Annotated in this window: 23 protein-coding genes, 1 tRNA gene and 1 pseudogene; 6 read left to right on the top strand and 19 right to left on the bottom strand. The window is 33.0% G+C overall.

Going from position 1 to position 24,990, the window contains the following annotated elements; all coding sequences use genetic code 11:
- Positions 1-75: 75 nt before the first annotated feature.
- The 17 genes and pseudogenes from QYS47_RS17180 to tviB form a co-directional block, all read right to left on the bottom strand.
- A complete protein-coding gene (locus QYS47_RS17180; RefSeq protein WP_322347249.1) occupies positions 76-1,035 on the bottom strand; it encodes an NAD-dependent epimerase/dehydratase family protein in 960 nt (319 codons plus the stop codon).
- A gap of 29 nt (positions 1,036-1,064) precedes the next feature.
- On the bottom strand, positions 1,065-2,261 hold the full coding sequence (locus QYS47_RS17175) for a glycosyltransferase family 4 protein (RefSeq protein ID WP_302122426.1): 1,197 nt from the start codon (positions 2,259-2,261) through the stop codon (positions 1,065-1,067).
- A gap of 119 nt (positions 2,262-2,380) precedes the next feature.
- Positions 2,381-2,524, bottom strand: a pseudogene (locus tag QYS47_RS17170) (glycosyltransferase); the annotation flags it as partial.
- Positions 2,525-2,539: 15 nt separating this feature from the next.
- Positions 2,540-3,046 (bottom strand): glycosyltransferase family protein, encoded by a 507-nt coding sequence (locus QYS47_RS17165; RefSeq protein ID WP_322347248.1) that lies wholly within the window; start codon positions 3,044-3,046, stop codon positions 2,540-2,542.
- Positions 3,043-3,939, bottom strand: coding sequence for a DapH/DapD/GlmU-related protein (locus QYS47_RS17160; protein WP_322347247.1), 897 nt, complete (start codon positions 3,937-3,939; stop codon positions 3,043-3,045). The genes QYS47_RS17165 and QYS47_RS17160 overlap by 4 nt, the downstream gene beginning before the upstream one ends.
- A gap of 7 nt (positions 3,940-3,946) precedes the next feature.
- On the bottom strand, positions 3,947-4,582 hold the full coding sequence (locus QYS47_RS17155) for a PIG-L deacetylase family protein (protein WP_322347246.1): 636 nt from the start codon (positions 4,580-4,582) through the stop codon (positions 3,947-3,949).
- 28 nt (positions 4,583-4,610) lie between these two features.
- Complete coding sequence (gene wecB, locus QYS47_RS17150; protein WP_322347245.1) at positions 4,611-5,687, bottom strand: non-hydrolyzing UDP-N-acetylglucosamine 2-epimerase; 1,077 nt, start codon at positions 5,685-5,687, stop codon at positions 4,611-4,613.
- Positions 5,684-6,799: a glycosyltransferase gene (locus QYS47_RS17145; protein WP_322347244.1), complete on the bottom strand. Its 1,116-nt coding sequence runs from the start codon at positions 6,797-6,799 to the stop codon at positions 5,684-5,686. Before QYS47_RS17145 ends, wecB begins: the two co-directional genes overlap by 4 nt.
- A 78-nt stretch (positions 6,800-6,877) precedes the next feature.
- The gene (locus tag QYS47_RS17140; RefSeq protein ID WP_322347243.1) at positions 6,878-7,468 is read right to left on the bottom strand and encodes an O-antigen ligase family protein; all 591 of its coding nucleotides are present in this window, start codon (positions 7,466-7,468) and stop codon (positions 6,878-6,880) included.
- Positions 7,469-8,054: 586 nt separating this feature from the next.
- The gene (locus QYS47_RS17135) at positions 8,055-8,999 is read right to left on the bottom strand and encodes an O-antigen ligase family protein (RefSeq protein WP_322347242.1); all 945 of its coding nucleotides are present in this window, start codon (positions 8,997-8,999) and stop codon (positions 8,055-8,057) included.
- A gap of 191 nt (positions 9,000-9,190) precedes the next feature.
- The gene (locus QYS47_RS17130; protein WP_322348408.1) at positions 9,191-10,336 is read right to left on the bottom strand and encodes a glycosyltransferase; all 1,146 of its coding nucleotides are present in this window, start codon (positions 10,334-10,336) and stop codon (positions 9,191-9,193) included.
- Between the two features lies 1 nt (position 10,337).
- Entirely contained in the window at positions 10,338-11,741 is a 1,404-nt protein-coding gene (locus QYS47_RS17125; RefSeq protein ID WP_322347241.1) for a lipopolysaccharide biosynthesis protein, read from the bottom strand.
- A gap of 38 nt (positions 11,742-11,779) precedes the next feature.
- Positions 11,780-12,784: a hypothetical protein gene (locus QYS47_RS17120; RefSeq protein WP_322347240.1), complete on the bottom strand. Its 1,005-nt coding sequence runs from the start codon at positions 12,782-12,784 to the stop codon at positions 11,780-11,782.
- A 244-nt stretch (positions 12,785-13,028) separates the two neighbouring features.
- Positions 13,029-13,991 carry a Gfo/Idh/MocA family protein gene (locus tag QYS47_RS17115; RefSeq protein WP_322347239.1) on the bottom strand — a complete coding sequence of 321 codons (963 nt, stop codon included), beginning with the start codon at positions 13,989-13,991 and terminating at the stop codon, positions 13,029-13,031.
- A gap of 1 nt (position 13,992) precedes the next feature.
- Positions 13,993-14,571: an acyltransferase gene (locus tag QYS47_RS17110; RefSeq protein ID WP_322347238.1), complete on the bottom strand. Its 579-nt coding sequence runs from the start codon at positions 14,569-14,571 to the stop codon at positions 13,993-13,995.
- Positions 14,568-15,674 (bottom strand): DegT/DnrJ/EryC1/StrS family aminotransferase, encoded by a 1,107-nt coding sequence (locus QYS47_RS17105; protein ID WP_322347237.1) that lies wholly within the window; start codon positions 15,672-15,674, stop codon positions 14,568-14,570. The genes QYS47_RS17110 and QYS47_RS17105 overlap by 4 nt, the downstream gene beginning before the upstream one ends.
- Before the next feature lie 2 nt (positions 15,675-15,676).
- Positions 15,677-16,927 carry a Vi polysaccharide biosynthesis UDP-N-acetylglucosamine C-6 dehydrogenase TviB gene (tviB, locus tag QYS47_RS17100; RefSeq protein WP_322347236.1) on the bottom strand — a complete coding sequence of 417 codons (1,251 nt, stop codon included), beginning with the start codon at positions 16,925-16,927 and terminating at the stop codon, positions 15,677-15,679.
- A gap of 210 nt (positions 16,928-17,137) precedes the next feature.
- On the opposite strand from tviB, the gene QYS47_RS17095 reads away from it, so the two are divergent.
- The 4 genes from QYS47_RS17095 (at position 17,138) to pyrF (ending at position 21,480) form a co-directional block, all read left to right on the top strand.
- Positions 17,138-17,213, top strand: a tRNA-His gene (locus tag QYS47_RS17095).
- A 204-nt stretch (positions 17,214-17,417) separates the two neighbouring features.
- On the top strand, positions 17,418-19,889 hold the full coding sequence (locus tag QYS47_RS17090) for an FtsK/SpoIIIE family DNA translocase (RefSeq protein ID WP_322347235.1): 2,472 nt from the start codon (positions 17,418-17,420) through the stop codon (positions 19,887-19,889).
- Between the two features lie 17 nt (positions 19,890-19,906).
- Complete coding sequence (locus QYS47_RS17085; protein ID WP_302122445.1) at positions 19,907-20,542, top strand: LolA family protein; 636 nt, start codon at positions 19,907-19,909, stop codon at positions 20,540-20,542.
- Between the two features lie 122 nt (positions 20,543-20,664).
- A complete protein-coding gene (gene pyrF, locus QYS47_RS17080) occupies positions 20,665-21,480 on the top strand; it encodes an orotidine-5'-phosphate decarboxylase (protein WP_308358411.1) in 816 nt (271 codons plus the stop codon).
- A gap of 40 nt (positions 21,481-21,520) precedes the next feature.
- Here pyrF and QYS47_RS17075 read toward each other — a convergent pair whose 3' ends face one another.
- A complete protein-coding gene (locus QYS47_RS17075; protein ID WP_302122447.1) occupies positions 21,521-22,813 on the bottom strand; it encodes an ammonium transporter in 1,293 nt (430 codons plus the stop codon).
- Between the two features lie 160 nt (positions 22,814-22,973).
- On the bottom strand, positions 22,974-23,795 hold the full coding sequence (mazG, locus tag QYS47_RS17070) for a nucleoside triphosphate pyrophosphohydrolase (protein ID WP_322347234.1): 822 nt from the start codon (positions 23,793-23,795) through the stop codon (positions 22,974-22,976).
- 113 nt (positions 23,796-23,908) lie between these two features.
- Between mazG and QYS47_RS17065 the strand changes: the two genes are divergently transcribed.
- Positions 23,909-24,130 carry a hypothetical protein gene (locus QYS47_RS17065; protein ID WP_308358414.1) on the top strand — a complete coding sequence of 74 codons (222 nt, stop codon included), beginning with the start codon at positions 23,909-23,911 and terminating at the stop codon, positions 24,128-24,130.
- Between the two features lie 125 nt (positions 24,131-24,255).
- A complete protein-coding gene (locus QYS47_RS17060; protein ID WP_322347233.1) occupies positions 24,256-24,990 on the top strand; it encodes a head GIN domain-containing protein in 735 nt (244 codons plus the stop codon).

Genomic DNA, 24,990 nt, shown 5'->3' with positions numbered 1-24,990 from the left:
TAACGGGTTTTTAGGAACTATCTAATTTTTATAATTACACCTTACATAAATTTTTATAAAAGTGTTTTCAAGGTATCAACCATTTTTAATGACTTTATACCATTCAACCATCTTTTTTAAACCTTGGTAATTATCATATCTTGGTTTGAATCCAGTTTTTAAAATCTTCTCTGCTTTATGGTATGTCTCAGTTGCAAATTTATTCACTCTAGCTGATGATACAGGTAGATTTTTTCCTGTAACTTTAATCAATATGTCAAATGGGATAGCACCAATTTGCAGTAAAAATTTCGGTACACTAACCGGCTTTTTCTTTCCTAAACATTCAGAAATGTGGTTAGCAGTTTCTTTCGAAGTCAGTTGAGGGGAATCAGCATAATTATAAAAACTGAAGCCTTTGTGGGGATCGGTATTCATCAAATGGATTGTCGCCTCTACTATATTTTCTACAAAGCAGATTGACTTTACATTATTCCCTTTTCCTACATTAAAAAAATTACCCGAATCAATTTGCTTAATCAGATTATACATATTTGCTGTATTACGAGGACCGTAAACTAAACAGGGCCTAATGACAATTGCTTGATTCCCTTCCTTATCCGCCCATTTTTTCAGTTTAGCTTCACCTGCGAGTTTAGATGCACCATAATGGTTTGAAGGAATTGGAGTCATTTCTTCAGTTGAGGGCTTTTTATTATCACCATAAACTGCAACGGATGAGTAAAATACAATCCGTTTTATGTTGTTCTCTTCTGCTACCTTACAAATATTTTCAGTCCCAAACTCATTCACTTTAAAATATTCATCTTCCGATATTCCAAAATCATGATGAGCAGCTGCTAGATGAATTATTGTCTGGATATTATTTTCTTTTACAGTTTTATTTAACTCATCATAATTACAAATATCTCCTTTGATATATTTATGCTTTGTTGGATGAATAGGTTTTCTCAAATCAAAATTGATTATTTCTGTATACATTTTTTCATTAAAATATGAACCTATAAATCCTGAACCTCCTGTGATTAGTAACATTTTAGTTATTTTGAAAATTGTGATCGAATTTAACTTAATTCCTTTAAAAGTTTATAATATTTCTCAGAAAGTACTCTGTATGTAAAATTGCTTTGAAGTATCTCTTTTGAACGAATTCTTATTTCTTCTTGTGTATTTTTTGACAGATTTAAGATTTGCATAATTCCCTTCTTGATATCTTGTGAATCTTCAGGTACACATGTTAAACCCAAGCGATGTTTTTCAATCAAATTATTTGAAAGCCCACTATATAGTATGGGTTTACCAGCATTCATATATTCAAAGATTTTGTTTGCAGAAACCCCGTATTGATAAAGATTTTTATTTCGCGAACCAATGTAAGATGCGTCAACTTTCCGTAATAATTCTGAAACAGCACTTTTATCTATTTTTCCTAAAAATTTGATTTGAGAACAAGCATATTTTTCTTTAAACTCTTCCGCCAATGGGCCACTTCCTGCTATAATGAGTTGGATTTCGTGACCTTCTTCGATTAATTCAATAAAGGCATCAAATAAATATTCAAGAGCATTAGCTTCTCCAATTGTTCCTGTGTATGCTATAGTCTTATACTTTAGCTTAATATTAAACTCTTCATAAACTTTTGTTGATGCCGGGAAGTATCCATTTGAAATCCAGGTAAAGCTAAATTTTTTGTTAGGGATTATTGATTTTATATGTCTGTCTGCATTATTAAGAACTGAGACAATATGATCTGAATTCTTATAGGCAATTCGTTCTGTGTAGGCTAATAACTTAATAAAAGGATGAGAGGCTTTTATTGTTGATAATTCTAATACACTTAATGGCCAAATATCTCTTATTTCGAATATTATTTTTGTACGAAATAGAAACTTAAAGACTAATGCTGAATAGATCGGGAAAAGTGGTATACTTGAAACTATAATTATATCTGGTTTTTTTTTGAATATGCCAATAATAAAGGTCATAATGGTAAACCAAAACCAAGAAAGTATTCTTTTGAGTGATATAGACTTTTTATATGAAGGAATTTTGATCCAATTATAGAAAGTACCATTTTCATTGCATTTTTTATATAATCCTTTAAAATTTTTATTTTTTTTAAATAGGTGAGAATTATTAGCAGCAAAAATTTCATAAGATAAATCATTTTTATGAAGTAGAGATTGAGAAATATAATAATGTCTCTCACCCCATCCTTGATCAGGAGTACCACCATCTTGAAAAAACACCCAAACTTTCATAATATTTTTTTATATATATCTAACATCGTATTTACACAGTAATCTCAGTTATATTTCTTGTGTACTATTTCGTATGCATTATTAGGAATTTCATATCGAAAATTTTCATTTTCAATTAATCATGAAATACTTTCTGCTAACATCTTGTAGTCGCCTACTTTGAATAGTAAACCTGTTTTGCCATCTTCCATAATTTCCGCTAGTCCTTGTATTTTAGAGGCTACCACTGGTTTCTTCATTGCCATTGCCTCCAATGTTGAAACTCCAAAGCTTTCATTTTATGATGGATAAACTATAATATCTTGCTTGCTAATAAACTCAGGCATTTTTTTGCGATCTACCAATCCATGGAAATTCAATTTTTCAAAAATTATCCTCTTGGATTTGTATTTCCTCTTAAATATCAAAGCATTAATCATGGCAAACATGGGCATGGAAGATAGAAGAAGGTAGTCAGGTTGTGAGCCTTTCGCTGCTTTATAAAAAAGTAGCCTTAAACTAGTTAAAAGCCAAGAATATATTCGTACTAATCCGCTTGTGTTAGAATAGACAGGTGTTTTGACATAATAGTAATCAACTCCATTAATCTGTTCTTCATTGAACCATTTGTTAAATTTAACCTCCGTTGAAGATAAATGTGAAAAACTCCCCACAAATATTTTCACTTCATATCCTAACTTTATCCACTCAAGCGCTAAAAAGTGATGTCTACAAAAAGAGTTATTGGTGGGAGTACCACCTTCTTGGAAAAACATCCAAATCGTTTTCTTGGTATTATTTTTCATTTTCTCTTGATGCTTTTACCTGGGTTTCCTACAATTATGTCAGAATCCTCAACATTTTTTCGAACTACTGCACCAATACCTATTAGGGTATCAGAACCAATTTTCAGCCCATTAAGTATAGATGATGATGGGGCAACCCAAGTGTTTGCTCCAATCTCAACACTGCCAGCAACCATTGCATTTGCAATAACCACAGAGTTTTCTCCGATATCTACTCCATGTGCTATGTGAACAAGGTTATCTACTTTTACATTCTCACCCAACAAGGTACTTCCTAAAACTGCTCTATCAATACAAACGTTGTTACCGATTTCCACATTTCTCTTTAACACTACATTTCCAATATGATTAATGAGATAAAAAAAACCTTTTTCATCTTTTTCATAACCAAAACCAACTCCTCCTATGGTGGTATTTGATCCGATAGTAACATTTTCTTCTATTATGGTCTCACTTTTAATTACTGAATTATGGCTAATTTTCACATTGTCTCCTATAATACAACCACTTTCAATCACAACATTTTCACCTAACCATACGTTTTGACCTACTTGCACATCCTCTTCTATTTTGGCACTTTTACTAATGCCGACCGGATCCTGCTTTTTAAAAAATTTATTAATTATCTCAGAGAACGTATTTCTTGGGTCTTTTACTAGAATATAATTACAATTATCTTTTAGGAGGGAACTGTCTACATCTTGACCACAAATTATTGAACCTGATTTAATATCAGATATAATAGCTTCATGTTTCTTGCTGACCCAACATAAAGTTGCAGACGTAAAATTTTGAAAGTCTTTTGCTGGGGCTAGTTTTTCAATTCTAGTCTCCTCCGCGCCAATAAATGAACTATATTTGATTTCTGAGATAATATCTTTTAACTTTAACATATTAGTATTAATTTATTGACCTTATTACTTCGAATGCCTCAGCATAATTGCACCCAATTTGCACCCCTCTTGTTTTTGCATGTGCATGAATGAATTCTGAAGACATATAATCTCTAAATCCTTGTGATTTATACATTTTCAATGCATTTACCTTTGACTGTACATGAGACAAATCAAGTTTAACAAAACAAGTTGTATTAAATTGTAAGTTATTCCAAATCAATTCATAACCCCATATATTGTATTGCTTGAATGCACGAATTCCCTCCTGTGCAATTGTTAGATGATCTTGATGGATATCATTAATAGAAGGGATAAGGATTAAGTCAAAATCTTTTTGCGCTCGTAATTCAATTAAATTCTCTAAAATTTCTTGTCGTACATAATTTAATTTTCTAACTGCATAGTCATAGATAATCAAATTTTCTTCTTTAATACCTAGGACATTCGTTGCCTGCTTGACCTCAGTTTTTAATATATCTCTTGGTAAATGCTTTGGAACAGAATCACCTGCTGTAGAAAAGGCAACGTAGGTTATCTCCGAGCCTTGTTCTAGAAATTTAGCTATAGTTCCTCCGGCCCCTAATTCTCCGTCATCTGTGTGGGGAGCTAATACTAAAATCTTATTGTAATTATTTGTCATAAAAAAAGTTTTCAAGATGAGTAAATAATTATAGATTATCAAACAAGTGATTTACAATCTTACTTGCAGATTTTCCGTTACCATAAAGCAGCTTATCAAAATGCTTTCCTCCTTCTAAAAATTCCTTAGTTTTCTCGACAATTCTATCATGATTTGCTCCTACCAAAACATTGTAATTATTTTTGATTAATTCGATCCATTCTGTTTGATCTCGCATGGTTACGCATAATTTCTTAAAAAAATAGGCTTCCTTTTGCAATCCACCACTGTCAGTAATTATTAGACTTGCTTTACTTATAAGTTGAAGCATTTCTAAATAACCTACGGGATCAATAATCTCAAAATCAATATCTATGTTGTTATCGCTAATAATTTTCCTTGTTCTTGGATGTAGCGGTACCAGAACCTTGATCAAGGTGTTATGTATTTCATTCAGGCCTTCAATAATACTTTTTAACCTACTGGTATCATCCGTGTTTTCAGCTCTGTGGATAGTTCCTAAAACGTAGTCCGTTAAAGGTATGTTTTTCGAATTATTTATGTCTTTATCTGAAATCTCTTTAAATAATAAAGAGGAATCATACATAACATCACCCGAGTTTACTATTTCACAATCAAAGTTAGCGTAACCTTCATTTTTAAGGTTATTTATAGCCGTTTCTGTAGGGCAGAATAAAACATCACTAACTCGATCGGTTAAAATTCGATTTATTTCTTCTGGCATTTCCATATTAAAGCTTCTCAATCCAGCCTCTACATGGGCTACTTTTATATGTAGTTTCTTAGCAGCTAAAGCTCCTGCTAATGTGCTATTTGTATCACCATATACCAATACTACATCAGGCCTCTCAGCTAAAAGTGTCTCTTCAATTTTTTCGAGCATTTTCCCTGTCATTGCCCCATGAGACATACCATTAATATTGTAGTTGTACTTTGGTTTAGGAATATTAAGCTGATTAAAAAAAATTTCTGACATATTGGGGTCAAAATGTTGACCAGTATGTACAACTATCTCTTCAACCCCAGGTTTATCAAGTATTGCTTTAGATACCACAGCCGCTTTAATAAATTGAGGTCTTGCACCAATTACAGTTAATATTTTCATGATAAAATGTTTTTATAAGAATCTAATAGAGCTTTTTCCTCATGTTCCCAATTATACTTGTTTTCAATTAAATTCTGACCCACAGCACTAAATTTATTCCATAGAGATTCATTTTCAGTGATGCTTTTTGTTGCTAGAGCGATGTCATCGATATTTACAGGGTCGACTGCAATTCCACATTTATCATCTACAATGGACCGCCATAAAGGAAAATTAGAGCATATTACGGGTAAGCTTGCAGACATATATTCAAACATTTTTGTGGGTTGTGCCTCAATATGATTGGGAGCAGGAAGGTAAGTCACATATCCTGCCATCACTCTATTTAGTAAAACTGAAACATCCTCTCTAGATATCTGTCCTAATTCAACTACAAACTTCCAACCAGGTAACGATTTTAAATAATTATAATATGGCTCTGAAGCACAATTTCCTGCCAAATATAACTTCACTTTTGATATTTCTAAAGACTTTACCAAGTAATCTAAACCTCTTATTTTAGTAATTCCGCCCACAAATGCAACTGCCCTTTCTCTTTTCGAGTAAGGAAGAGCATTACCATCTGTTTTTAATTCAGATAATATGGGGTAATTCTGAACTAATGCTGTATTCTCGTTTACTTGTTTAAATTGAATCTTCAAATTTGGTAAAGCCACAATTACTCCTGACATTTGTTTTGCAGTTAATTTCTCTATTTTTGCAACGATCATACTTAAGGCGGGTCTAATGAATTTAGGAATATAATCCTTCGTGATAACTTGCTTCGGGAAAAACTCGTGAATATCCATAACTACCTTTCTTCCACTCAACTTCAATATTAGCATGTAGGGCATCATTTCAGGGTCATGAAAATGATATAGGTCGGCCTTCAAAGACTTAGCTTTTAGATATACTCTTCTTGTAGTTGAAATCATTCTTTGTATCTTACCTGGTTTAGATAAGCCCACGTCCAGAATTTGGATACCATTAATAATCTCATCACCTAATCCATCTGCAACAATGAATATTACATCATACGAATTCTTTTTAAGAGAATGACACTCTTTAAGAAATATTCTTGTATCATATCTGGAATGAGCACTTGTTAGGTGGCAGATAAGATGTTTTTTCATAATTTAATTTATTTGGAAGGTCTCAATGATATAAAATAAGAAAACAATTTAATATTGAAATACATAAGAACTAGTATATCATATTTTTTTAGATAGCATTACTAAAAAGAAAGAAAAGAAGGAAACACCTGCATAAAGTGAAAGATTGGATTCAACTAAACCAAATATCCCAAAAATAATTCCAAAGAAAAGAAGCTCATAATTCTTGTTCTTGTAAGCTAGATAGGTGGATAAGTAAAAAATTGCTAGAAGTACGAAGAAACCAAAAACACCAATTGCCAGATAAGTATCAAAATACAAATTGTGAGCGTTGTAATTCTTTTCATATAGTTCTTCATGGTTTTTTATATTGTACATCTCACGCATTCTTAATTGCACATTATTAACACCAACGCCCCAAAAAGGATTTTCACCTATTAATTGCATTGAAGTTTCCCATATTTTTATTCTTTTATATTTCTCCCCATCAAAAAATCCGGATGGATTTTTTATGGAATCCTGTACTCGTGGATGAAAGCTCAATGCCGTTGACAGTATTATAAAAGTCACAGTGACTACTATTAGCAATCTTTTATTCTTCTGGTATACCAGGATGTAAATGAAATATGTTATGAGTATCAAGAATAAAATCACATACCCAATCCTTGACGAATTTAATATAATACCCATTAACAGAATGCTCTGAATAGAGTATTTATATCTAATTTTGATAAAATGGCTTAATACTAGGGAAAAAATGTAGTATATTGAAGCATATGAAGGATGTAAGAAAGAGGAAAAATAGGAATAAAAGAAATAGTTACCCACGTGATTGATTGAGAAAAAGAAATCCGTATCTCCATAGACTGAGGCATCAAAAATTAACACACCCTCCCGTAACTCTAAAGAATGCCATATGGCATTTGCAAAGTTGATTAAAATAGCCGTTGCGCATCCATAAACAAATGATTGCTTAATCTTTGTCTGTACGAGGTTTGGGTTGAAAAATAATAATAGAACAGGCCATAAAATAAATGAGAGTCTCTTTTCAATAGCAATGAAGTTTCCGGATTGGAAATTAACTAAATAGGAAATCAAATACAGGAAAAAGTAACTAGCCAAAAAAAATTGATAGTTATTAGGGGGATAATAGTTTCTCGTCCTTATGAAATGAACAAATATTATTATAATGATCAAAGGTATTACCCATTTGGAATAATTAAGGCCAAAAGGCAATGAAAAACTAAATATTATAAGTAGGAAATGCAGAATGCGCTCAATCATCTTTTGGTTTTAAAAATTCATAATTAATATAAACTACGAAAAAGAAATAATGTGGCCATAGAAAAAGACTACTGCTGGATGAAAAAAGTAATAAATTGTAAAGAATAAGTTGTATAAAGATATCCAATCTAGTTTTGAAAACAATAGCTTTTCTTAAAATCAAGGCATAAAGTGATAAGTATACAATAAAGGTTAGAATACCACTGTTGATTAGTAGCTCAAATATATAACTGTGGGGATTAATAAAATTTGATATACCAGCATTAGAAGGCCTATCTTGATAAAAATTTTTTGACAAATCGATTCCATAACCGACTCCGTAACTTTCAGGAATAGATAATAAGGCCTGATAGTATAAGTTAATCCTGGTATTGGTTGAATGCCCCTTTAAAGAGAATGAGCTATTAACGAAGATATAACTAAAAAAAGAAATAATGATGATGGACGATATTCCAATAAGAAGCAACTTTTTCAGTTCCCAAAATCTAAAATAGAAAGCGAGAAAGATGATAAAACCCATAAGGTTAAGCCTTGAACCGGTGACATGTGTTATCCATAGGCACATAATTATTAGCAACCAATTGATTAAATGATTTTTTTTACCTTTTTTTAGATAGCTTAACTTAAACATCGTTGCCATTACGAAAACCAATGCAAAATCATTTTGATTAGTAAAAAATCCTGAAGGAGCATGGTAATAACCATCCCAAATAGTTGTGACCAGGTATGACGCTGAAAGAGGAAGGTGCTTTAATGTTATATGTTCGTAAACGGCAAGCGAAAAAGATGCAATCAGATAAATTGATAAAAATGCGTTTAAATCCCTCAAAAATTTTCCGTTCTCTTTCGAAGAGATTCCAATAACGCTGATTATGACACAAAGAAGAATACTGAAATTTAAGAATGAACTTAGCTCCACTTGCTCTATTCTAAACAAAGAAATTGAAGACGTGTACAAATAATAAAAAATGAAAAATGTGGCTGAATAGGCTTGTAATTTATTTAGTCTCGTTTTACTTACTAATAGAAACAAAATAGTTAAAGGCGCTACGATCCTTATCAAATGTAGTTTTTGATAAAAGACATGAGCGTACGGGCCAAAGAAAACCCCGATAAATAATAGCCATCTTAGTAATCGAGTAAGCATTGGGTGTATATGTTAAATAATCTTTTACCTATCGCATTATATGAGTATTTGAGCAAGGCATTTTCTGAAATTAGTTTTAAATTATAATTATTATAATTTTCTAAAACTTTTTTCATAGCTAAATATAAATCGTAATCTTCCTTTTCGACCAAAATGCCGAGAGATTCATTTTCAATTATAGACTCCGGACCGCCAGACTTTGTTGAAATGATAGGAAGCCCACACGCCATCGCTTCGATTAATACAACCCCAAAAGTTTCAATATTACTTGACAGTACTTTAACATGAGACTTATCAAATAAGCTTTTTAACTGTATACTATTTTTTTCACCAGCTAATATCACATTTTTTTCAAGACAGTTTTTTCTTATAAATGATGTTAAATTGGCCTTTTCAGGACCACTCCCAACGATTATTAGTCGTACATGGGGAATCTGATTATGGACTTGTTTGAAAGCTTTTAATAATCTAAGGTGATTTTTGTTCTTGTTTAAATAACCAACATTAATGAATGTAAAATAATTATTATTTTTCACCGGAGAGGTGTAATAAAAAATATCACTTTGATACAAGTTTGGGACATAATTGAATTTCACGTGATATTTATTTTCCAACAAATTCTTAAACTGCTTGCTTACTGCTATTCTATAATCGGAAGTTGCAATAACCCGGTTAATCGCGTAATTACCTGATCTCGTGAGCTGATTGCGAGAAACATTGCTAAAATGTTCTGTGTAGACAATAGGTATATCGTATTTTTCTTTTATCCACGCAGCCAGTTCTCCCATAACATAAACGTGTAGGTGTATTAAGTCAGGCTTTCCAAAATCTTTTATGTATTTATCGAATAAGTATTTACCTAATGCCAATCTAATGGCATACTGAAGTCGAATCACCTTTGGAATGTTAGGAAACAAAAATACTAATTGATTTAATCTTTGGTCTGTAGATGGCTGTATGCCTATTTTTAGGCCTCTTTTAAAAATTAACTGGGGGGAGATTAACTCAATAGCTAAAACTCCAACGCGGCAAAACCCAGAAACGGCTTGGGCTTGCTGATGACAAAAGAAGCCCGAACTCTGACGGTAATAATTAGGGTAATCGTGACAAATCTTGAGAATATGCATATTAGGCACTAAATTTAGCAGTGAGGTTTAAAAGAGTTCGCCAGTTTATAATAATTATTAAGATGCAGCTTATTACAGCAAAGGTATTATTATCATAGAGTTGCATAATTATAATTGAAACTAAAGTTAATAAAAGACATACAAAAAAGGATTTCCAATTAAGCTTTAAGCTATACAAACTATTGGCGATTGCTGATTTAAGTAAAAAAAAGAAAATAAATGTGATGGCTGTTGAAACTGCCGCTCCAAGCGATCCTAGTTTTGGAACCAGAATAAATCCAAGTCCTGCATTAAGTATTAGTGAACAGATAAATACAAACATGTGAAAGTATGTTTTTTTCTTAAGGCTAATGCCCACACCGGCAATCTCTGCTAAAGTGTAAAAAGTAGGTATAAATAATAGATAAATAAAAGGAACAGATGATTGTTGATAGCTCTGTGGAAACAGAAAAAAAATATAGTCCTTTAATAGGATAAAAAAATTGATGAAAAGAAAAAAGGAAAGGTACAGGGCTGAAAAAATGTTGTTGTAAAATGCTTTATTATTCGGATTGATCTCATATTTTTCATAGTAAAACGGAATCCAAAAGCTCGTAAATCCCGATTTGATTATATTTAGACTAAGTGCAAGTTTCAGGCCAACTGCATAAATGCCTAACTCTGCTAGACTTGAAAATGTCCGGAGTAACATTTTATCAACTCCTTCCATAGCCCAAGCAAATAGGAAAGCAGGAATCAGTGGTAAGCCATATGTTAGTAAAGCTTTATAATTTTGTTGAACAGGAATTGTCTTAATTGCCTGTATCCAGTCATTTTTATATTTCCAGATTGATAATATTGCCGATGTAAAATATCCAAAAATAAAACCCCAAATTATCCCCGTAAAATTACGTTCAATTAATACGAAATAGCTCACACTGGAGGTGAAGCTTACCAAAGCAAATAAAATTTGATTAAAACTATAAAAAGCACCATTTTGATGCATTCTTACATGAGCAGAAGCAAACTGATGTAAAAAGCCGATAATTACGCTTAAAGGAAGAATTAGCATTAATTCTTTATTGTGTGACCCAAATAGAAGTAGTGTAAGCTCTTTGGCAAACAAAATTACAATCAAAAAATAGATAGTAGTAGCGGCCCCAGCTAACTTCAAGCACTGTGAGAACAGCATAAAACGTTTATTTGGATTAATCTCGCTATAGAAACGTATATAGCTGTGATTTATTCCTAGCAATGAGATGTTTACACTTAAATTATAAAACAAAGTGAACATCGCGGCTTTCCCAAATTCATCCGGAGATACAAATGAAGTTATAATAGGAACACTAATTAATGAGATCAGCGCATTTACCCATGAGCCATAAGAAAATGATAAAAAGATTTTAAATATTTTAGGAACTTGCATCGCCTCTATTTTCAACTATGGTTTTCATGATTTTATCATTACCAAGTATTTCCCTGTAGATATTTGCTGTAAACTGCTGACCAAACTGCCAATTGAGCTAATTCCCGTGGATTGTCTAACTTATTAATTATTTTATATTCATCAAGTGTTGGTTTATGATTTGACAGTAGTAGTAATAATTCTGTCATTATAGAATTAGCATTTGTATCATTATAAGTCAATAACCTCAACTGCCCAATCAATGCAGAAATAGTTTTTTCTCTATTAACTATTAATGAATCTAAAATCTCTTCTGCTATCACATCTAATTTACTTTTATCTAAATCTAACATACACCAAACCTGAAAAGCCAAGTGATTTTGATCCGTTAATCTCGAGCCACCATCCCAATAAAGAAAGTTCTTTTCTGCTGGTTGGTAGCTATTAATCTCACGAGTTAAAATTTGATCAATCTCATAATCTATATTTTTTACCTTCAAATTTGTTAGTACATTAATGGAATTTAAAAATTGTGCCGCACTAATATTAACGTTATGGACACACCCAATTTGATCATAAGGACTATCGGAGTACGCTAAGCAATTCCCCAACTTTATTGAATCCGCCAGAGGGATTCGTTGCAAGGCATTGACTAGGTGATGTATTCTAGCTTCTTCTACAACTCCGGCTAAATAGCCTTTCAATAGCACTAATCCTACGTGGTCAGTTATAGTTATAGTATAATTTGTAGTGTCCGGATTAACTGATCCATCTTGAAATGCATCCCATGAATAACCTAGTCCATAACCATTCTTTTCAATCTCTTCATATAAAGCGTTAAGTTTAGTTTTCACTTTCTCATGTTTCCAACCATATAACAATGCGTTGGCATATGTAAGATAGGCGATATAATGATTTTGACCTAACTTGATTGTTGTAGTTTCAGCCTTCTCAGTTAAGTCGATTGATAATTTTCTCCACTTTTTTTGAGTTTGTAAACCTTCAATTCCCTTACAGGATCCAACCAAAGTGCTTATTACAATAAGAAAAACAAGATGTTTCATTTTAAAATAAATCATTTTTCTGTTTTATGTTGAATTAAGCTTCATTATTTTATTTTAAAACTCTCGAAGTCCGTTTTTTTAGAATCCTTAGGTTTAAATAATTTTTAAAATTAAATCAAATAATTCGATCCACATAAATTGCTATGCAGTACGCCTTTTTATATGTTGAGCTACAGTGCAATTGATAAATCTGAAGTATTAAAAGTTTTGCAGTTCCGTTCTTATTAAATTAAGATTAGCAATTTTAAGTGAATGGGTGTCTAGTTAATTTCTTAGCAGCATAAGGATGATAGTCTCCTTGCAAACCAATAGGTGCAGAATGCCTTATATCATGAACGATGTTAATTGCTGTTTTTGCTTCTTCCAAACCAAAACCACCACCATCTAAAATATCCTGATATGTTAAAGTGTGCAAATCCGTAAATCCTCCACTAAACTCAATTTCTTCACCCTCTATCGTAATGGAACGAAAGGTTCTCATACCTTTTTCTTTTATTTCATCAGGGATTGTATCGTAATTAATACTCAAGAACCACCTTACATTAGCCTTTTCTAACTCTAAAATACCAGCTGCCCTATCATGTGTATGGATATTTACCTTATTACTTTTTACTGAGCCAAACACCCAAGTTAGCATATCATAGAAGTGGACTCCAATATTTGTAGCAATACCTCCAGATTTGGTCATATCCCCTTTCCAACTGGTGTAATACCAACTGCCTCTTGAAGTTAAATAAGTAAGGTCAATATCATACACCTTGTCTTTTGATCCATTTTCTATTTTTTTCTTTAAATCGATTATACTTGGATGTAATCTGAGCTGTAATACATTGTATACCTTTTGATTTGTCTCTTTTTCAATTTCTTGAAGGGCGTCAATATTCCAAGGATTTAACACTATGGGCTTTTCGCAAATTACATCTGCTCCTTGTCTTAAACCAAAACGAATATGGCTATCATGTAAATAATTTGGTGAACAAACACTAACGTAATCAACTTTTGTTCCTTCCCTTTTTAATTTATCTATATGTCGATCAAATCTCTCGAATTCGACAAAAAAATCAGCATCAGGAAAATTACTATCAATGATTCCAACACTATCGAAGGGATCGTAAGCAGCAACAAGGTTGTTGTTTGTTTCTTTCATAGCCTTCATGTGTCGTGGGGCTATATAACCTGCCGCTCCTATAAGTGCAAAATTCTTCATGTTATAATTTTATTACCTTGTTATCTTCAATTTTATACTTTTCGTTACTTTCTGGACAAATCGCGATGTTATTGTTATCAAATTTTAACCTATGTCCATATTCACTCATCCAACCGATTTGTTTAGCAGGATTTCCAACTACTAGTGCATAATCATGGATTTCCTTTGTTACTACTGCACCTGCGCCAATAAATGCAAATTTACCAATATTATGTCCGCAAACTATAGTTGCATTTGCACCAATACTTGCACCTTTACCAACATGAGTTTTAGAATATTCGCCTCTCCTGTTGACAGCACTTCTTGGGTTAATAACATTAGTAAAAACCATGCTTGGCCCTAAAAAAACATCATCATCGCAAGTTACTCCTGTATAGATAGATACATTATTTTGAACCTTAACATTTTTCCCTAATACTACTTCAGGAGAGACCACTACATTCTGGCCAATATTGCAATTCTCTCCCAACCTGCAATTTTGCATGATATGAGAAAAGTGCCATATTTTGCTTCCTGCCCCAATTTCACATGGCTCATCAATTACAGCAGTCTCATGTACAAAATATTTTAACTCTGTCATTTAAATGATTTTATAGTACTACAAATATACTCTAATTGGTGGTCATCTAATTCAGTGTGCATGGGCAATGATAAAACCTCATCACATAGTTGTTCGGAAACTGGGAAATCTCCTTTTACTGCCAAACCACTATAAGCTTTTTGCAAATGTAAAGGTACAGGATAATAGATCATGGATGGAATACCCTTATTCTGTAAATACTCTTTTAAATTATCCCTCTTACCATTTTTAACTTTTATGGTATATTGATGAAACACATGTGTGCTATCTTCAAATCTACCAGGTGTTTCAATCCAATCTACCTCTGATAGTTCTTGATCGTAATATTGTGCAGCACTTTGCCTACTAATAATATAATTATTCAATTCTTTCAATTTAACCCTTAGTATTGCCGCTTGAAGAGTGTCTAATCTAGAATTTACTCCAATTACATCGTGGTAGTACTTAACCTTTTGTCCATGATTGGCAATCATCCTGATGTTTTCAGCCAGTTGATCATCATTTGTGAATATGGCTCCCCCATCGCCAAAGCAACCTAGGTTTTTAGATGGGAAAAAAGAGGTTACTCCTATATGTCCTAAATTACCAGCTTTTTTGCCATTGTATTCTGCTCCTATGGCTTGAGCAACATCCTCAATTATATAAAGACTATTTTTTATAGCAAATTCATTTATTGAATTCATATTAGATATTTGTCCAAACAAATGAACAGGAACAATTGCCTTAGTTTTTGCAGTTAAAACTGTTTCTAATTGTCGGACATCAATATTGAATGTGTCTGGTTCAACATCAATGAAAACAGGCTTTAATTGTAATAAAGCAATCACCTCAGCAGTTGCCACATATGTAAATACAGGAACAATTACTTCATCACCTGGCTTCAAACCTAAAGCCATCATGGCAATCTGTAAACCATCCGTACCGTTTGCTACACCTATCGTGTGTTTGGAATTATTCCAAAGGGCTAATTCTGAAGTGAATTCTTTAAAATCCTCACCCTTTATAAAAGCAGTAGTATTCAATACATTTGCAATCGCCTCATCTACTTCCTTTCTAATATGTTTCAATTGACCTCCAAGGTCAACCATTTGAATGTTATCCATTATCACAATCTCTTATCTGCTAAACCTCTTTCAAAAAATCCTTTTATGTCGTAGCTGACACCATTATCACTCAAATGGTTGGATAAGTTGAAATCTTTAAATTCTTTGTGTGAAACTGCCAATACGATTGCGTTGTAATCTGAACTTGGCTTGTCAATTAATTCAACCCCATATTCATGCTTCACTTCTTCTTTATCAGCTTGAGGGTCGTAGGTCTCTACTTGTATACCGTAGGATTCCAGTTCTTTAATAACATCAATTACTTTACTATTTCTAATGTCAGGACAATTTTCCTTAAAAGTAATTCCGAGGACTAATGCCTTTGAGCCTTTGATCACTGAACCTTTTTGTGCCATTAATTTTACAACAGAACTGGCTACATGTGCTCCCATATTGTCATTGATTCTCCTACCAGAAAGAATTACTTGTGGATGATAGCCCAATGACTCAGCTTTGTGAGTTAAATAATAGGGATCTACTCCTATACAATGACCGCCTACTAAACCTGGCTTGAATGGTAAAAAGTTCCATTTTGTTCCTGCTGCTGCTAATACATCTGCAGTATCGATACCCATTTTGTCAAATATCAGTGCCAACTCATTCACAAAAGCAATATTTAGATCTCTTTGGGAATTTTCAATTACTTTTGCGGCTTCTGCTACTTTAATGGTAGCGGCTTTGTGAGTACCAGCGGTAATGATTTCTTTATATAATTGATCTACCTCCTCTGCAATTTCAGGAGTACTGCCTGAGGTAACCTTTTTGATAGTAGGCAATCTATGTTCTTTATCTCCTGGATTGATTCTTTCTGGTGAATATCCACAGAAGAAATCTTGATTGAATATTAATCCGCTCTCTTTTTCCAAAATAGGCACACAATCATCTTCTGTACAACCAGGATAGACGGTAGATTCATAAATTACAACATCTCCCTTTTTTAAAGTTTTGCCAACAGTAGCAGAAGCCATCTTTAATGGCGTTAAGTCCGGTTGTTTATACTCATTTATAGGTGTTGGAACAGTTACAATATAATAATCTGCGTCCTTTAAATCTGCTACTTTAGAAGTGTAAGTGAGATGTTTTGATTTTTTTAATTCCTCATCTTCAACTTCTAAGGTTCTATCAAAACCTTTTTTAAGTTCTTCAACGCGTTTCTCATTAATATCGAAACCGAGAACCTCTCTATATTTACCAAATTCAGCGGCTAGTGGTAATCCCACATAACCTAAACCGATTACTGCTATTTTCTTCATATATAATCCAAATGAAGTGCAAAATTAGTCATTTTATAATACTTAAAAAGGGAATGTAATTTAAATCTTAAATATACACTCAAGATTTCTGGGAAGTCTTTTATTATATCCATTATCATTGACTGAAAAGCATTAACAAATCTTTATAATAATTTTTACTAAAACCTTTTTTGAATTTCAGAAACCTTCTTACCTTTGTGTGCTCAAAATGGTGGTCGTAGTTCAGTTGGTTAGAACGCCTGATTGTGGTTCAGGAGGTCGTGGGTTCGAGTCCCATCTTCCACCCATCTCAAATAGCCTGAATTTAATTATTCAGGCTATTTTTTTGTCCAAGCAAGTCGTTTTTACTGAGTTAATCATAATTCAAATTTTAAGAAGTAAGAATTAATCTCAGCGATCGTTAAAAACATACTATATTCTAATTGAAGATTAGTATTTTGCACTTTAATGGAATTTATGCAACTTTATTACAGCTTAGCAGGCAATTTTTATGGCTAAAAACACCTATAAATCAAATACATTTAAAAAATCTGATAGTAAAAAGAAGAGTCCAAAGTTTAATTTTAATATTGGGTTTCTTAAAGATAGAAGATTGCACCTTGCTTTCGGCTTTTTTCTATTGTCAAGTTCTATTTTTTTATTTACTGCCTTTATTTCTTATTTATTTACTGGTAAAGCAGATATGAGTGTTCTACAGTCTGCTTATGAAAATGGAATCAAAGCATCTGGAGCTGAAATGGACAACTGGTTGGGTTTATTAGGAGCTCAGTCTGCTTATTATTTCGTTTTTAAATGGTTCGGTCTTGCTGCCTTTCTTATTCCGCCTTTTTTATTTTTGGCGGGCTACAAAATTACTTTTCAAAAAGAAATATTTTCTATTCGAAGGGCCTTTACTTTCATGGTCTTCTTTTTGTTTTGGGCTAGTTTATTATTAGGATTCATGGTTTTTGAATCTGGAAAAATAACAGCTTTTTCATTTTTATGCGGTGGTATTGGATATGAATTAGCAGTACTCTTCAATAGTCTTTTCGGGTGGGGGACTTATTTAGTATTAATCTTATCTTTATTGATTTTCATGGTCTTCTATTTTGATGTGACTTCATTGTTTTCATCAAACCCTTCTGAAATTATGGATGAAGAAGAGGAAGTTGAAAAGAATAATGTTTCTGTTGATGAAGTAAATAAGCCTGAGAAAGAAGAAGTTTTCGACAAAAAAGAAAATAAAGTTGATAAAGATGATGATGAATCTTTTGATGATGCAAGTACTTGGACAGTAACCGAACAAAAACCTAAAAAGTCACCTCAGAAAGAAGAATTAACCATGGAAGTCGAGAACACTTTAGAAAATAAAGTGATTTCAGAGCCAGAGATTGAATCTGAAGTTAAAGATCAAGATTTTGAGGTAGAAGAATCAGCTTTTGATGAAAAACTGGGTAAAAAGGTTGAGAATTATGATCCGACTTTGGATCTATCATCTTATAAGTATCCTATATTAGACTTGCTTGAAGATCATAATTCAGGAAAAGTAAAGGTTACGCAGGAAGAGTTAGAGGCCAATAAAGATAAAATTCTAGAAACGCTTACTAACTTTAAAATTAAAATTCAGAGTATTAAGGCTACAATTGGCCCTACAGTTACACTCTATGAAATAGTGCCAGAAGCTGGGGTTAAAATCTCTAAAATTAAAAACTTAGAAGATGATATTGCCCTTAGTTTAGCTGCTTTAGGTATTAGAATTATTGCCCCTATACCTGGAAAGGGGACTATTGGTATAGAAGTACCCAATAAGAATAGAGAGATGGTAAGTATGAAATCAGTACTTGCCACTGATAAATTCTTAAAAAGCGATAAAGAATTGCCCATCATTTTAGGGAAAACTATTAGCAATGATGTTTTTATTGCTGATTTAGCTAAAATGCCTCACTTATTAATGGCAGGTGCTACAGGTCAGGGTAAGTCAGTAGGGTTAAACGTGATGCTTGCTTCGCTTATTTATAAAAAGCATCCATCCCAGTTGAAGTTTGTATTAGTTGATCCTAAAAAGGTGGAATTAACTTTATTTAATAAGTTAGAGCGCCACTTTTTAGCAATGCTTCCAAATGAAGAGGAACCCATCATTACCGATACTAAAAAAGTAGTCAATACATTGAATTCACTGTGTATCGAAATGGATAATCGATATGATTTATTAAAGGATGCAGGCTGTAGAAATTTAAAAGAGTATAATAATAAGTTTGTTAACAGGAAGCTTAATCCTGAAAAAGGGCATAGGTTCCTACCTTATATTGTATTAGTAATAGATGAGTTGGCCGATTTGATGATGACGGCTGGAAAAGAAGTTGAAACTCCAATTGCTAGATTAGCTCAGTTAGCTCGAGCAATTGGAATTCACTTAGTAGTAGCTACTCAGCGTCCGTCTGTTAATGTTATTACAGGTATAATTAAAGCGAATTTCCCTGCTCGATTATCATTTAGAGTTACCTCAAAAATTGATTCCAGAACTATTTTAGACACAGGTGGCTCAGAACAATTAGTAGGAATGGGGGATATGTTGCTTTCTCAAGGCTCGGATTTAATCAGATTGCAATGCCCTTTTATAGATACACCAGAAATTGATGAGGTTGTTGAATTTATTGGTAATCAAAGAGGATATGAACAAGCATATCAGTTGCCAGAATTTTCAGGTGATGATGATAATAGTAAAGTGGGAGAGGTTGATTTATCGGAAAGAGATGCATTGTTTGATGAAGCTGCACGATTGATTGTGATGCACCAACAGGGAAGTACATCTTTAATTCAAAGGAAACTTAAACTAGGTTATAATAGAGCAGGTAGATTAATTGACCAATTAGAAGCTGCCGGGATTGTGGGAGCTTTCGAAGGAAGTAAAGCGAGAGAAGTTTTAATTCCTGATGAATATAGTTTGGAACAATTATTGAACAATATCGATAATAACAATTAAATAAGAATATAAAAGAGATGAGAAAATACACACTAATCTTGATGCTAGGCCTTTTTAGCATCGCAGTAATTGCGCAAAATGATCCAAAAGCCAAAGCAATTTTAGATGATATGAGTGCTAAATACAGTGATATACCTGGCTTTACAGCAACTTTCACTCAATCGCTCGAAAATAAAATGGAAGATTTCACTGATACCTTTAAAGGTGAAATTGTAGTGAGTGGCGATAAATTCAAAGCAGATGTTGCAGGTCAGTTAATTGTTAATAATAATGAAACGGTTTGGACTTACCTGAGAGATGCTAATGAAGTTACGATTAATGATTATGATGCAGAGGCTGGAGAGATGAATCCAAGTAAGATTTATAAGGCTTATCAAGAAGGTTACAAATATTTATATATGGCGGGCGAAGGAAATGCTCAATACCATGTAATTGATCTAGTGCCTGAAGATAAAGATGAATCATTTTATAAAATAAGATTAAAAATTGACAAGAAAACTAATCTGTTAGACAAGTGGACCATCTTTGACAGGGCAGGAAACATCTTTAACTACGAAGTGACTAATTTTAAAGTTGATAATAGTTTAACAGATAAAGATTTCATATTTGACCCATCTAAATACCCTGATATTGAGGTATTAGACTTCAGATAATTCATTTATTAAATGATTCAAACCTGTCAGGTTTAAGGTTTATTATGATTTATTCCTGAATACAACCATTGTAGATTTAATTAGAAACCTGACAGGTTTATATTGTAGCCCTTTATACTATCATGAACTACCAAGAACTTTCTCAACAAATTAAATCTAAGTCTAGCTACTTATGTGTGGGTTTGGATTCTGATATTAATAAAATACCTCAACATCTTTTAAAAGAAGAGGATCCGATATTTGAATTCAATAAACAGATCATTGATGCAACAATTGACTATGCTGTTGCTTACAAGCCTAATATAGCATTTTATGAATCAATGGGTGTAAAAGGTTGGGAGAGTCTTCAAAAGACTATTGAATACTTACCTGATGATGTTTTTACGATAGCAGATGCAAAAAGAGGGGATATAGGAAATACATCAAAAATGTATGCAAAAGCATTTTTTGAACAAATGAATTTTGATTCCATAACTGTAGCGCCCTATATGGGGAGTGATTCTGTGGAGCCTTTTCTTGAATTTGAAGATAAGTGGGTGATTTTATTGGCTCTCACTTCAAATGCGGGAGGTAAGGATTTTCAATTTGAATCTTTAAATTCGGGAGGCCTATTGTACCAAAAAGTATTAGAGGTTTCTCAAAAATGGGGTACTAAAGAAAATATGATGTATGTTGTGGGAGCTACCCGATCTGATGAGTTTAAAGAAATACGAAAACTAGTACCCAATCATTTTCTCTTAGTTCCAGGAGTAGGCGCACAAGGAGGCAATCTTAAAGAGCTATCTCAAAATGGCCTAAATAAAGATGGAGGATTATTAGTTAACTCATCCAGAGGAATTATATATGCTTCAAATGGTCAAGATTTTGCTAAAACTGCTGGTATCAAAGCTTTAGAGATTCAAAAAGATATGGCGGGATATCTAGATCAGTATTTATAAAGAAAAGAGCTTGCTTCTAATAAGACAAGCTCTGTATAGTTTATTCATAAGTAATGGTGTATCCTCTTATACCATGTTCATGGCTATCTAAGCCTTGTTCCTCATGTTCTTTCGAAACTCTTAAGCCAATCGTTTTCTTTAGTACATAGAATATAATAAAAGCAGAACCAAATGCAGCAGCTCCACAAGCAGCTACGCCTATTAATTGATTGACGAATTGTTCCCAACCCGCTTTTTGTCCAAAAATTCCAACCGCTAAAGTTCCGAATATTCCACATGTTAGATGGACGGACACAGCTCCCACTGCATCATCTAATTTCAATTTGTCTAGTCCAATCGCTGACAATACCACCAACATACCCGCAATAAAACCTATCAATAAAGATAGTCCAGGGGTCATTAAATCAGCACCCGCAGTGATACCGACCAATCCCGCAAGTGTACCATTTAACACCATGCCTAAATCAAGTCTTTTAAAGGTGATATATCCCATTAGAAATCCTCCTAATGAGCCTGCTGCGGCAGCTAATGAGGTATTCATAATGACTAAAGATGTCGCTCTGGGTTCTGCAGAAAGTACGGATCCACCGTTAAAACCAAACCATCCGAACCATAATAAGAATACGCCTATAGTAGCTAATGGAACACTTGATCCTTCTTTATCAATCACTTTTCCATTTACGTATTTACCAATTCTAGGTCCAAGAACAATAATGCCCGCTAAAGCTCCCCAGCCACCTACTGAATGAACTAAAGTTGAGCCTGCAAAATCATAAAAGCCCATAGCATCTAATGCGCCACCGCCCCATTTCCAACTTCCAATAGCAGGGTAGACAAACCCTACAAATATGATGGTGAAAATAAAATAGCCGGAAATTTTTATTCTTTCAGCAACAGCTCCAGAAACAATTGTTGCGGCTGTAGCTGCAAACATGGCTTGAAAAAGGAAGTCTGTCCAATAGGTATAGTTTTGATTATAATTAATGCCGGCAAAATCATTTAAGAAAAATCCATTGAAATCAAACCAACCTGGACCATCAGCAAATTCAGGATACATAAGGTTAAAACCTATAATCGTATAAGAAACTAGTCCTATTGCAGGTGTGACTGTATTTTTAAATAAAATATTAACTGTATTTTTAGATTGTGTGAAGCCTGCTTCCACGCATGCAAATCCTAAATGCATGATAAATACGAGAGCGATGCATAGCATCATCCATACATTATTTACTGTTAGTACTTCAATGTTAACTTGAGAAGCCGCACTTTCTAGATTTGTTGCTAATAAGGGTGTAAATAAAGCTTTAAATGAGCTTAAAAACATTAAATTCATAAAAATCGGGTTTAATGAAACCCTAATTTATGAATTTAACCTAAAAATTAAATGGATAAGGTATAATAATTAACCTCTATGTGGTAAAAAATTGTTTTTTATTAATTTTATGGTTTATTTTCAAACTGTTATCTTATATATTTGCAATAATTTTAAATTTTTAGGGTAATTTTTTAGCTTTCTCCCAGTAAGTATCCATTTCAGCTAAGCTCATTTCAGAAATCTGCTTTCCATCCTTTTTACTTTCCTCTTCGAGAAATTGAAATCGTTTTATGAATTTTTTATTGGTTTTTTCTAATGCCTCTTCAGGATTGATATCGGAAAATCTTGCGTAGTTAATTAAGCTAAATAGTAAATCTCCAAATTCTTCAGTTGCTTTTTCTTTATTGCCAGATTCCTCCTCATGTTGAAATTCATTCATTTCCTCTTCAACCTTATCCCAAACCTGATTTTTATTATCCCAATCAAAGCCAACGCCTCTTGCTTTTTCTTGTATTCTTATTGCTTTTATTAATGCGGGTAACGATTTGGGTACTCCTCCTAGAACAGACTTATTTCCTTTCTCTTTCAACTTAATCTTTTCCCAATTTTCTTTTACGGCTTCTTCATCTTTTGCCTCAACATCAGAATAGATATGAGGATGACGATTTATCAATTTTTCGGAAATACCATTTAATACATCAGCCATATCAAATGCATTCTTTTCATCTGCCATTCTTGCATAAAACACTATATGAAGCATAATATCACCTAGTTCTTTTTTGATTTCTTCTAAATCATTATCGAGAATGGCATCAGATAATTCAAAAGTTTCTTCAATGGTTAAATGTCTTATACTTTCAATAGTTTGTTTTTTATCCCAAGGACATAAATTCCTTAATTGATCCATTATGGTTAATAATCTATCGAAAGCTTCAATTTTTTCTTTTCTTCTATTATCAGGGAATTTTTGAACTTCTTTCATAGGGATGTGTTTCTTCATTAGTTAATCGCAATTTAAGAAACTTTGCATTCTTACTAGGCGTTATGATTTTAGAATGTTAAATTTGCACAACGAATTCAAAAGGCTTTTGGAAAGTCTTAAAAATTAAAAATATGACTACTTTTTTATTAGCAATCGGATTAATAGCAGCGTTTTTCGTATTAATGTCAGTAAGGCTATTATTTGTAAAAAATGGTGAATTTAAAGGTACATGTGCTTCTCAAAGCCCTTTTTTAAATAAGGATGGTGAAGCATGTAGTTTCTGCGGGAAACAACCTGGAGAAAAATGTGCTAACCCTGATTCAGAAGTGAATAAGGTTTTAAGTAAGTTTTAATCGTATAAAATACTAACAATTTTATAGGCACGGCTTTATCAGTCGTGCCTTTTTTATTTTATTTTTTTGAACATGCAACCTTTTCATGATTTTTGAATCTATCAAATAAACAAACTTATAAAATCATGAAAAAATCACTATTAGCCCTAATCTTTGTTCTTTTAAGCGTTCAGTTATTTGCTCAGGAAACTGAAACCAGATCTATTGATGATTTTACATCTGTATCATCATCACAAAGCATAAGAGTTATATTGAAAAAGGGGAGCCAGCCAGAAGTTGAGGTAAGCACAACTGGTGAATTAGAAGATGTTATCACTGATGTTAAAGGTGAGGATTTGGTTATCGAAATGGCCTCAAATAAAAGTTATAGAAATATTGAAGTAGAAGTTACAGTTTACTATCAAGAGTTGGAAGAGTTGAAAGCTAGCAGCTCATCAAGATTATCAGCAGAAGGGCTAATAAAAGCTAATAATATCGAAATTAAAGGCTCTAGCTCAGCAAGAATTGATGTTGAAGTTGAGGCTACAAATGTAGAAATTTCAGGTTCAAGTTCAGCAAGAATAGATGTAGGTGTTAAGGCAGGCAATATTGAAGCGAAAGCTAGTAGCTCGTGCAGAATAACGCTATCCGGGAAATCAGATAATTTTGAAGCTAAGGTAAGTAGTTCAGCAAGAATTTCTGCGACTGATTTTACTTGTGATAATGCTGATGTTTCAGCAAGCTCATCAGGTAGAGTTGAATTTAATGTAGAAAAAGAATTAGTGGCAAAAGCATCTTCATCAGGTAAGATCAGTTATGGAGGAAGCCCGGCAATTGTTGATGCAGATTCAAGTTCAGGAGGTAAAGTTTCAAGAATGTAA

Source organism: Marivirga arenosa (genome assembly GCF_030503875.2).
GTDB lineage: Bacteria > Bacteroidota > Bacteroidia > Cytophagales > Cyclobacteriaceae > Marivirga > Marivirga arenosa.
The sequence above is the reverse complement of the archived record's forward strand: the minus strand, read 5'-3'. Positions and strand labels throughout refer to the sequence as shown.

Excerpts from the sequence above, each read along its gene's own strand:
- QYS47_RS17155 (WP_322347246.1), bottom strand. The coding sequence starts at position 4,582 with ATGACAAATAATTACAATAAGATTTTAGTATTAGCTCCCCACACAGAT.
- QYS47_RS17140 (WP_322347243.1), bottom strand. The coding sequence starts at position 7,468 with ATGGGTATTATATTAAATTCGTCAAGGATTGGGTATGTGATTTTATTC.
- QYS47_RS17085 (WP_302122445.1), top strand. The coding sequence starts at position 19,907 with ATGAGAAAATACACACTAATCTTGATGCTAGGCCTTTTTAGCATCGCA.
- QYS47_RS17090 (WP_322347235.1), top strand. The coding sequence starts at position 17,418 with ATGGCTAAAAACACCTATAAATCAAATACATTTAAAAAATCTGATAGT.
- QYS47_RS17180 (WP_322347249.1), bottom strand. The coding sequence starts at position 1,035 with ATGTTACTAATCACAGGAGGTTCAGGATTTATAGGTTCATATTTTAAT.
- QYS47_RS17120 (WP_322347240.1), bottom strand. The coding sequence starts at position 12,784 with ATGAAACATCTTGTTTTTCTTATTGTAATAAGCACTTTGGTTGGATCC.
- QYS47_RS17075 (WP_302122447.1), bottom strand. The coding sequence starts at position 22,813 with ATGAATTTAATGTTTTTAAGCTCATTTAAAGCTTTATTTACACCCTTA.
- QYS47_RS17160 (WP_322347247.1), bottom strand. The coding sequence starts at position 3,939 with ATGTTAAAGTTAAAAGATATTATCTCAGAAATCAAATATAGTTCATTT.
- QYS47_RS17110 (WP_322347238.1), bottom strand. The coding sequence starts at position 14,571 with ATGACAGAGTTAAAATATTTTGTACATGAGACTGCTGTAATTGATGAG.
- tviB (WP_322347236.1), bottom strand. The coding sequence starts at position 16,927 with ATGAAGAAAATAGCAGTAATCGGTTTAGGTTATGTGGGATTACCACTA.
- QYS47_RS17165 (WP_322347248.1), bottom strand. The coding sequence starts at position 3,046 with ATGAAAAATAATACCAAGAAAACGATTTGGATGTTTTTCCAAGAAGGT.
- QYS47_RS17115 (WP_322347239.1), bottom strand. The coding sequence starts at position 13,991 with ATGAAGAATTTTGCACTTATAGGAGCGGCAGGTTATATAGCCCCACGA.
- QYS47_RS17065 (WP_308358414.1), top strand. The coding sequence starts at position 23,909 with ATGACTACTTTTTTATTAGCAATCGGATTAATAGCAGCGTTTTTCGTA.
- QYS47_RS17125 (WP_322347241.1), bottom strand. The coding sequence starts at position 11,741 with ATGCAAGTTCCTAAAATATTTAAAATCTTTTTATCATTTTCTTATGGC.
- mazG (WP_322347234.1), bottom strand. The coding sequence starts at position 23,795 with ATGAAGAAACACATCCCTATGAAAGAAGTTCAAAAATTCCCTGATAAT.
- QYS47_RS17060 (WP_322347233.1), top strand. The coding sequence starts at position 24,256 with ATGAAAAAATCACTATTAGCCCTAATCTTTGTTCTTTTAAGCGTTCAG.
- QYS47_RS17130 (WP_322348408.1), bottom strand. The coding sequence starts at position 10,336 with ATGCATATTCTCAAGATTTGTCACGATTACCCTAATTATTACCGTCAG.
- QYS47_RS17105 (WP_322347237.1), bottom strand. The coding sequence starts at position 15,674 with ATGGATAACATTCAAATGGTTGACCTTGGAGGTCAATTGAAACATATT.
- QYS47_RS17145 (WP_322347244.1), bottom strand. The coding sequence starts at position 6,799 with ATGAAAAAACATCTTATCTGCCACCTAACAAGTGCTCATTCCAGATAT.
- pyrF (WP_308358411.1), top strand. The coding sequence starts at position 20,665 with ATGAACTACCAAGAACTTTCTCAACAAATTAAATCTAAGTCTAGCTAC.
- QYS47_RS17175 (WP_302122426.1), bottom strand. The coding sequence starts at position 2,261 with ATGAAAGTTTGGGTGTTTTTTCAAGATGGTGGTACTCCTGATCAAGGA.
- wecB (WP_322347245.1), bottom strand. The coding sequence starts at position 5,687 with ATGAAAATATTAACTGTAATTGGTGCAAGACCTCAATTTATTAAAGCG.